At 71.9% G+C, this 7,926-nt stretch carries 9 protein-coding genes; all 9 read left to right on the top strand.

The genetic code is table 11. From position 1 onward, the window contains the following. Positions 1–3: 3 nt before the first annotated feature. The 9 genes from ACZ6K0_RS21865 (at position 4) to ACZ6K0_RS21825 (ending at position 7,819) form a co-directional block, all read left to right on the top strand. Positions 4–219 carry an MbtH family protein gene (locus ACZ6K0_RS21865; protein WP_376403852.1) on the top strand — a complete coding sequence of 72 codons (216 nt, stop codon included), beginning with the start codon at positions 4–6 and terminating at the stop codon, positions 217–219. Positions 220–229: 10 nt separating this feature from the next. Then, positions 230–1,477 carry a cytochrome P450 gene (locus tag ACZ6K0_RS21860; RefSeq protein WP_469229717.1) on the top strand — a complete coding sequence of 416 codons (1,248 nt, stop codon included), beginning with the start codon at positions 230–232 and terminating at the stop codon, positions 1,475–1,477. Positions 1,478–1,507: 30 nt separating this feature from the next. After that, a complete protein-coding gene (locus ACZ6K0_RS21855; RefSeq protein WP_469229716.1) occupies positions 1,508–2,266 on the top strand; it encodes an SRPBCC family protein in 759 nt (252 codons plus the stop codon). After that, positions 2,266–2,466, top strand: a complete 201-nt coding sequence (locus tag ACZ6K0_RS21850) for a hypothetical protein (protein ID WP_376403858.1) — start codon at positions 2,266–2,268, stop codon at positions 2,464–2,466. The genes ACZ6K0_RS21855 and ACZ6K0_RS21850 overlap by 1 nt, the downstream gene beginning before the upstream one ends. A 427-nt stretch (positions 2,467–2,893) precedes the next feature. After that, complete coding sequence (locus ACZ6K0_RS21845; protein ID WP_376403860.1) at positions 2,894–3,175, top strand: beta/gamma crystallin domain-containing protein; 282 nt, start codon at positions 2,894–2,896, stop codon at positions 3,173–3,175. A gap of 533 nt (positions 3,176–3,708) precedes the next feature. Next, positions 3,709–4,662: an alpha/beta hydrolase gene (locus ACZ6K0_RS21840; protein ID WP_469229715.1), complete on the top strand. Its 954-nt coding sequence runs from the start codon at positions 3,709–3,711 to the stop codon at positions 4,660–4,662. Next, on the top strand, positions 4,655–5,821 hold the full coding sequence (locus tag ACZ6K0_RS21835) for an acyltransferase family protein (RefSeq protein ID WP_469229714.1): 1,167 nt from the start codon (positions 4,655–4,657) through the stop codon (positions 5,819–5,821). Before ACZ6K0_RS21840 ends, ACZ6K0_RS21835 begins: the two co-directional genes overlap by 8 nt. Before the next feature lies 1 nt (position 5,822). After that, on the top strand, positions 5,823–7,145 hold the full coding sequence (locus ACZ6K0_RS21830; protein ID WP_469229713.1) for a sensor histidine kinase: 1,323 nt from the start codon (positions 5,823–5,825) through the stop codon (positions 7,143–7,145). Beyond that, on the top strand, positions 7,142–7,819 hold the full coding sequence (locus ACZ6K0_RS21825) for a response regulator (RefSeq protein ID WP_469229712.1): 678 nt from the start codon (positions 7,142–7,144) through the stop codon (positions 7,817–7,819). The genes ACZ6K0_RS21830 and ACZ6K0_RS21825 overlap by 4 nt, the downstream gene beginning before the upstream one ends. The last annotated feature ends 107 nt before the right edge of the window (positions 7,820–7,926 follow it).

The raw sequence follows: 7,926 nt of genomic DNA, 5'->3' as shown, positions 1-7,926 counted from the left end.
CCCATGACCAACCCCTTCGACGACCAGGACGGCACCTTCCTCGTCCTCGTCAACGACGAGAACCAGCACTCGCTCTGGCCGGAGTTCGCGGACGTCCCGCCCGGCTGGACCGTCGCCCACGGCCCCGACTCCCACGCCGCCTGCCTGGAACACGTCGAGCAGTCCTGGACCGACATGCGGCCCAAGAGCCTCGCCGACGCCATGAACGCCCAGCGGTAACGCGGCCGACGTGACCTCCACCGAAACACTGGACGGGGCCCGCGACACCGCGGGCCCCGCTCGGCCCGACGACCTCGCCGCGGCCCTGCTCACCCCCGGGGCCCGGCGGGACCCGTACCCGTTCTATGCCCGCATGCGACGCGAGGACCCGGTCCACCGCAGCCCCCAGGGCATCTGGTACCTCACCCGGTACGCCGATGTCGAGGCGGCGCTGGGCGACCTGCGGCTGTCCAACGACCGGGACCGGATGACCCGCGCCTACAGCGCGCTCGGCGGCGACCTCAAGGCCTTCAGCCGGCTCACCGAGCGACTCGGCCGGGTGATGACCAACACCGACCCGCCGGACCACGCCCGGCTGCGCAAACTGGCCAGCAGAGCCTTCACCGCCCGGCGGGTGGAGGCCCTGCGCGACGGCGTCCAGCGGATCGTCGACCAGCTCATCGACGAGGCGGTCGCCGCCGGAACGACCATGGACCTGATCGAGGCGGTCGCCTCTCCGCTGCCGATGTCCGTCGTCTGCGAGCTCTTCGGCATCCCGGACGAGGACCGACCGCAGGTCAAGAGCTGGTTCCGCCGCTTCGGCCGGATCAGCGAGGACATCGACAAGTCCGAGGCGGCGATCGACCAGTACGAGGAGTACCTGTCCGGGCTCATCCGGCAGCGCCGGCGTGACCCGGGCGACGACCTGATCAGCGCCCTGGTCGCCACCCAGGCACAGGACGACCGGCTCACCGACTCCGAACTGCTGTCCACCTGCTTCGTCCTGATCACCGCCGGCGACGAGACCACCACCCACCTGATCGGCAACGGCATGCTGGCCCTGCTGCGCCACCCGGACCAACTGGCCCGGCTGCGCGCGGACCCGGGCCTGATCCGCGGCGCCGTCGAGGAACTGGCCCGCTACGACACGGTCACCCAGGCGATCGTCCGGGTCGTCGCGCAGGACCTGGAGATCGGCGGACGGACGCTGCGGGAGGGCGAGCTGGTCTACCTGTTCCTCGGCGCGACCAACCGCGATCCCGAGCGCTTCGAGGACCCCGACCGGCTCGTCCTGTCCCGCCCCGCCAACCGGCACCTGAGCTTCGGTCACGGACCGCACTTCTGCCTCGGCGGCCCGCTGGCCAAGCTCCAGGCGGAGGTGGCCGTCGGCACGCTGGTGCGCAGGCTCCCCGAACTGCGGCTGGCCGACGGGGCGGCACTGGACTGGCGGGACAACCCGCTGCAGCGGCGGCTGACCGCCCTTCCGCTCGCCTACTGACACCTGAACGACGACGAAGGAGAACCGACCATGGCCCGAGAGTTCGAGGTCTGCCGGGAGCAGGACCTACCCGTCCCACCCGACCAGGTCTGGGACGCGGTCGCCACCGGCCCCGGCAACCTCGGCTGGCTCTATCCGATGGAGATCGAGCCGCGCGTCGGCGGAAAGGCCACCCGGGGAGACGCCACCGTCGTGGCGTGGGAGCCGCCGCACCATCTCGCCCTACGGGCGACCCAGGAGGGCGGGTTCTCCAACACGCTCAGCTACCGCATCACGCCGGCCGACGGCGACACGAGCCACCTGCGGATGGGAATCCACTGGGTCCACACGGGGATCGTCGACGACGCCTGGAACTGGGACGCCAAGACGGACGTGGCCGAGAAGTACGTCGACTTCCACCAGCACGCCCTCGCCGAGTACCTCCGGCACTTCGCCGGCCGCCCCGCCGTCTACGTCAGGTCTCAGCGCCCCGAACCCACCGCCGACCCGGCGGACTTCGCCGCACTGCGCCGACGCCTCGGACTCGCCGACGACGCGGCCGTCGGCGACCGGTTCACGCTCCTCGCCCCCGGCCCGGACCCTGACCCCGTGGAGGTGGTCGTCGACTGGCTCAGCGTCGACTTCGTCGGCCTGCGGGGCCCGGACGCCCTCTACCGGTTCTTCAACGGCAGCACCTGGAACGTGCCGATCTGGCTCGGCCACCACCTGTTCGCCGAGGACACCGACGAGGAGCAGGCCACCAAGGCCTGGACCGCCTGGCTCGACGACACCCATGCCCAGGAGCTCTGATGGAAACCTCCACGCAGACACTGCTCTTCGCCGCCGAACTCGTCGAGGAGAACGGCACCTACTCCCTCGTCGTCCAGGACGTGAGGCGAGACACCGTCCAGTCCACCCCGGTCCCCAAAGCCATGGTCGACAAGCTCCCGTCCTTCCTCTCGGCACTCACCGCCAAGCTCAACCCGGTTCCGCCGCGCCGCCGCTGGTGACCCGTCCGGGGAACCGGCCCGGGCGCGGAAGCGCCGGGGCCGGTTCCCCTCCGACAGGGGCAGTGCGGCAGCCCCTGTCCGGGCCCCTCGCAGGCCTTCGGCCGCCGCAGCTCCCTCCCTGGTGCCGGGCCCGGAGATACCCATGCGCAATGTTTCAACTGCACCCCATGGCCGTAAATCGGGACATCGTGGTTCGAATTTCGGTCGCGCGCGGCCAAGTTGATTGCATGGCGCACCGACCGCATAGCAACCTCGGTGTGCAACCGCGAACGTCTTTGCCTGGGTGTCGCGGTGTGGTTGTTCGGCGTACCTGCGGTGCGGGGCGCCTTCCCGGTCGATTCCCTTGAATGGAGAGATCGTGCTCTTGAGGTCGACAAGGTTCGTTCGTTCGGCTGCCGCGTCGTTCATCGCGGCGGCATCCCTGACCATGGCCATTCCCGGCAACGCCTACGCCATCGATCACGTCGAGTGCCGGGGCGGCGAGAACTTCCTGAAGATCTGGTCCCACAGCGGCGGCCGGCAGAGCGTGGACTGCTACGCGAACAGGGGACGGACCGACTTCGGCGGCTGGTGGGTCGACAAGATTTCCACGGGCAACAACGACTTGATCTACTACGACGTCAACGGCGACTCCGTACGTATCAACCGCTGGACGGACATCACGTTCCCGAACCGGCCGCCGCAGGTCAGGTCCATCGAGATCCTGTAACTCCCTGACGCCGCCTCCCAGGGACCGGGCTCCTTGAGCGGCCCCTGGGAGGGGGCAGGACCACCGGAACATGGACGCCGCTTCGGCCCCGCCCTCTAGGGCCTGGCCGGCGGATCACGTGGCCTCCTCTTGCTTGCGGCGTTGGGCGCCTGCGTAGAGAGCCGGAGGAAGGGCCGCCGGCCAGGGGGCCGAACCATAAGTGCGGGGGCTGCCGCCGAGTCCATACCTGCGGACGGCCCGGACCGCACGGGTGCCGAATCCGGCTGGTACGGGCTCTGCCGCACGGTGCTGACGTGGTTCCTCTCTTCCACCGGCTCTCGGTGGCCCGGTCGATGTCCTGTGGCGGTGAATCCAGCGTGGTGGCGGTCCAGGCCCCCGCGGCGCCCCCGCCCCCGTACCCGTACCCGTACCCGTACCCGTAGTACTCCAGAGCTACGTGGCAAGTGTCCCCCCTGGTGGGACGTCAGCTACCCGGCGTGATCCATAGGTTCGGCACCGGAATCGAGAACCACCCGGTACGGAAGGACCACTCCATGGCGTCCCGCCCGCGCAGCCGTCGCCTGCGCCGCACCCTGCTCGCCGCCCTCGTCGCCGCCTCGGTGGCGGTGCCCACCGTCGGTGCGGTCGGCCCGGCCGCCGTGCCCGCGCCCGTCCCCGCCCCGCTCGCTCCCCTCTCGCTCGCCCTGCCCGGCGAACTCGCCGCGCGGTACGCCGCCAACCGCTCCGCCGTCCGGGCCGCCGAGGCCATGGCCGACGCCCACGGCGACCACGGACGCGCCGCCACCCTGCGGGCCATGGCCGGGGAGGACCACCGGCTCCTCTCCTTCGACGGCCGAGACGGCGGCCGCAGCGTCGAGGTGTTCGGCGACCTCGTCGGCGCCACCCGGATAGCAGTCCTCGTACCCGGCTCGGACACCCGGCTCGACAGCCACCGCTTCCGGTCCGGCGCCGCCGAGCTGCAGCGCGAACTGGGCCGCGGGACGGCCGTCCTGGCCTGGCTCGGCTACCGGACCCCCGCCACTCTCAGCGCCGCCGCGACAACCCCCGGTCGCGCCCAGGAGGCCGCCCCGCTCCTCGCCTCCTTCGTCCGTGAACTGGCCGCCGCCGCACCGCGGGCGCGTCTGACGCTGCTGTGCCACTCGTACGGCTCCGTCGTCTGCGCCGAGGCCGCGGACCGCCTCCCCGTCGCCGGCCTCGTGCTCTACGGCAGCCCCGGCACCCGCGCCGACCGCGCCGCCGACCTCGGCACCACGGGCACCGTCTGGGCCGGCCGCGCCACGGACGACTGGATCGCCCATGTCCCCCACGTCCGCGTCTCCCTGGTGTTCGGGGAACTCGGCTTCGGCACCGACCCCGTCGCCCCGGAATTCGGCGCCCGGGTCTTCGACGCCGGCGCCGGCGGCCACAGCGACTATCTCCGCCGCGGCTCCGTACCCCTGCGGAACATGGCCCGGATCGTCGCGGGACGGGATCCGGCCGATGCGTGACCTCGCCTGCCGGATCGACGCCGCCACCCCGCCCGGCCGCGACCGCGCCCTCGACGCCCTGCGCGCCCTCGCCATCCTCGGCGTGGTCTTCGGACACTGGCTCGTCACGGCCCTGACCACCGACAGCGGCACCTTGCGGGCCGTCAGCCCTCTGAGCCGGCTGCCCGAATTCACCCCGGTCTCCTGGGTGTTCCAGACGCTGGCCGTCTTCTTCCTGGTCGGCGGACGGGTCGCCGCCACAAGCCACACCTCCGCCCTCGCCCAGGGCACGTCCTACCGCGACTGGCTGACCACGCGCCTCGGCCGGCTGTTCCGGCCCGTGGCCGTCGTCATCGCCGTGTGGGCCGCCACGGCGCTCGCGATGACCCTGGGCGGGGTGCCCTGGCAGACCGTGCACACGCTCGGAAAGCTCGTCCTCTCCCCGCTCTGGTTCCTGCTGGTCTTCGCCGCCCTCACGGCAGCGACCCCGCTGGTCGCCAAGGTGCACCCGCTGTGGCCGCTCGCCGTCGTCCTGCACGTCGACGTGATCCGCTTCGGCTTCGGCGGACCCGACTGGCTCGGCTGGACGAACGTGGCGGCCGGCTGGCTCGTTCCGTACTGCCTGGGCGCCCTGTGGGCCCGCCACGGCATCAGGGAACGGCCCGTCGGGTGGACCCTGCTGATCACGGGCGCGCCGGCCACCGTGCTGCTCGTCGCCCTCGCCGGCTATCCGGCGTCCATGGTCGGCGTGCCCGGCGCGGCCGTCTCCAACCTCAACCCGCCCACGCTCGCCGCCGTCACCTTCGGCATCGCCCAATGCGGAGCGGCGTTCCTGCTCGTCGGCCCGCTGCGCCGGGCCCTGAGCCGGCCGGCCGCCTGGGCGGCCGTGGCCCTCCTCAACCTCACTGCCATGACGGTCTTCCTGTGGCACCAGACCGCGATGATGGCCGTCACGATGCTGGGCCTCCTCGCCGGCGGACTGACCGGGCACGGCCCGCTGACCGGTCTGCACACCCTCCCCGACGGATACGACTGGATCCTCGCCCGGCTCGCCTGGCTGCCCGTGTTCGGGCTCGCGCTGCTCGCGTGCGTCGCCGTCTTCCGTACGTACGAAGCGGGCGGACGCCGTCCGCCCCGGGCGCGGCCACCCGCCGCTCGAACTCAGGTACGGAGTGCATAGGGTGAACGTGATCGACAAGGGGGAACGGGTGGGGGACAGTTATGGGCGCGTGCTGGGCGCCGCCCTGCGCAGGGCGCCGAGCACGCTGCGCCGCGACCTGTGGACGACGGCCCGCGACCCACTGCCCCGCCAGACCTGGTTCGGCTGGCTGCCGCACGGACACCTCGTGCTGCTCGCCGTCTTCGCGGGCGCGGCCAAGATGGCCGAGTACGGCGAGGCGATGACCGTCCTCACCGCCCCGGTCGAACTCCTCGTCGTCCTCCAGGCCGCCTCCCTCGTCCTCGCCCTGAGCCGACCGGTGCCGGCCTGGTGGCTGTCCACGCTCAGCCTGGTCCTGACCGCCGAGATCACCGACGCGACCGTCGGCCCCGACCTGCTCTGGCCCTGGAGCATCTGGGGCATCGTCATGCACACCTTCGTGGTGCTGCTCCTCGCGCTGCGCGTCCCCCCTCTCGTCACCGCCGCCACGCTCCTGCTCACCGTGCTCTCCGGACTGGGCAGCACGGCCGTGCCCTCGGGCATCGTGCACAACGAGGACGTGGCCGGCGGCACGCTCGCCTTCGCGATCGCGGCGGTCGTCGGCGCCTCCCTCCGACTGAGCCGGGTGGCCCGGAACAAACTTCTCGAACAGGAAGTCCTCACCGCCGAGGAGCGGGCCATGCGCACCGTCCTGGAGGAGCGCGGACGCATCGCCCGCGAGCTCCACGACGTCGTCGCCCACCACATGTCCGTGATCTCCATCCAGGCGCAGGTGGCCCCGCACCTCGTCGAGAACCCCTCCGAGGAACTGCGGGAGAACCTGGCGGGCATCCGCCAGAACGCCGTCGAGGCGCTGACCGAACTGCGCCGCGTCCTCGGCGTCCTGCGCGCGGAGGACACGGCGTCCGACTCCGTACGGCACGCCCCGCAACCCACCCTGGACCGGCTCGACGACCTGCTCGACAACGTCCGTGCCGCCGGCCTGTCCGTCGACACCGCCACCAGCGGAGAACGCCGCCGGCTCTCGCCCGGCGTCGAGCTGTCCGCGTACCGCATCGTCCAGGAGGCGCTCAGCAACGCGATGCGGCACGCGCCGGGAGCCCCGGTGCGGGTGGAGACCGGCTACCTGACCACCGGACTCACCCTCCGGATCGCCAACGCCCCGGCCACGCGCCCCGTAGACCCCGCCACCCTCCCGCTCTCGCCGGGACTCGGCCACGGCCTGCTCGGCATGCGGGAACGCACCGCCATGCTGGGCGGCGACCTGGTCGCCGGTCCGACCCCGGACGGCGGCTACGAGGTGGCCGCCACCCTGCCCCTCGACACCCCCAAGGACGGCACATGACCAGCGGCACCATCCGCGTCCTCATCGCGGACGACCAGATGATGGTCAGACAGGGGTTCACTGTGCTGCTCAACGCCGAACCCGGCATCGAGGTCGTCGGTCAGGCGGTGGACGGTGCCGACGCGGTGACCAAGGTCGCGGAACTCTCGCCCGACGTCGTCCTGATGGACATCCGCATGCCCGGCACCGGCGGCATCGAGGCCACCCGCGTCCTCACCGCGGCCGCCGGCTCCACCGTGAAGGTCCTCGTCCTGACCACCTTCGACCTCGACGAGTACGTCTACGAGGCCCTGCGGGCCGGCGCCTCGGGATTCCTGCTGAAGGACGCCTCCGCCGACGAACTTGCCGAGGCGGTACGGGTGGTGGCGCGCGGCGACGCGCTGCTCGCCCCGGACCTCACCAAACGTCTGATCACGGAGTTCTCTCGGCTCAGTGCCACCCCGCGCAGCCCCCTGAAGGACCGCGTCGGCGTGCTGACGGAGCGGGAGACCGAGGTCCTGACCCTCGTCGCCCAGGGCCTGTCCAACGCGGAGATAGCGACCTGTCTCGTCGTGGCCGAACAGACCGTCAAAACCCATGTGAGCCGCATCCTGGTCAAGCTGGGGCTGCGTGACCGCACCCAAGCGGCCGTCTTCGCCTTCGACACCGGTCTCGTCCTCCCGGCCGGCCACTGAACGTGCCCTGACCGCTGACGAGCTCGGTACTCGGCACTCGGCACTCGGCACTCGGCCGGAAACGCTGTGTTCACGGTCGGGGGGGGGCGGTGCCACGCGGCGCGCAG

The sequence above is a fragment of the Streptomyces sp. NPDC042346 genome (genome assembly GCF_055581845.1).
The sequence above is the reverse complement of the archived record's forward strand: the minus strand, read 5'-3'. Positions and strand labels throughout refer to the sequence as shown.

Coding starts and splice junctions, on each gene's coding strand:
- ACZ6K0_RS21865 (WP_376403852.1), top strand. CDS start 4: ATGACCAACCCCTTCGACGACCAGGACGGCACCTTCCTCGTCCTCGTC.
- ACZ6K0_RS21855 (WP_469229716.1), top strand. CDS start 1,508: ATGGCCCGAGAGTTCGAGGTCTGCCGGGAGCAGGACCTACCCGTCCCA.
- ACZ6K0_RS21850 (WP_376403858.1), top strand. CDS start 2,266: ATGGAAACCTCCACGCAGACACTGCTCTTCGCCGCCGAACTCGTCGAG.
- ACZ6K0_RS21845 (WP_376403860.1), top strand. CDS start 2,894: ATGGCCATTCCCGGCAACGCCTACGCCATCGATCACGTCGAGTGCCGG.
- ACZ6K0_RS21840 (WP_469229715.1), top strand. CDS start 3,709: ATGGCGTCCCGCCCGCGCAGCCGTCGCCTGCGCCGCACCCTGCTCGCC.
- ACZ6K0_RS21835 (WP_469229714.1), top strand. CDS start 4,655: ATGCGTGACCTCGCCTGCCGGATCGACGCCGCCACCCCGCCCGGCCGC.
- ACZ6K0_RS21825 (WP_469229712.1), top strand. CDS start 7,142: ATGACCAGCGGCACCATCCGCGTCCTCATCGCGGACGACCAGATGATG.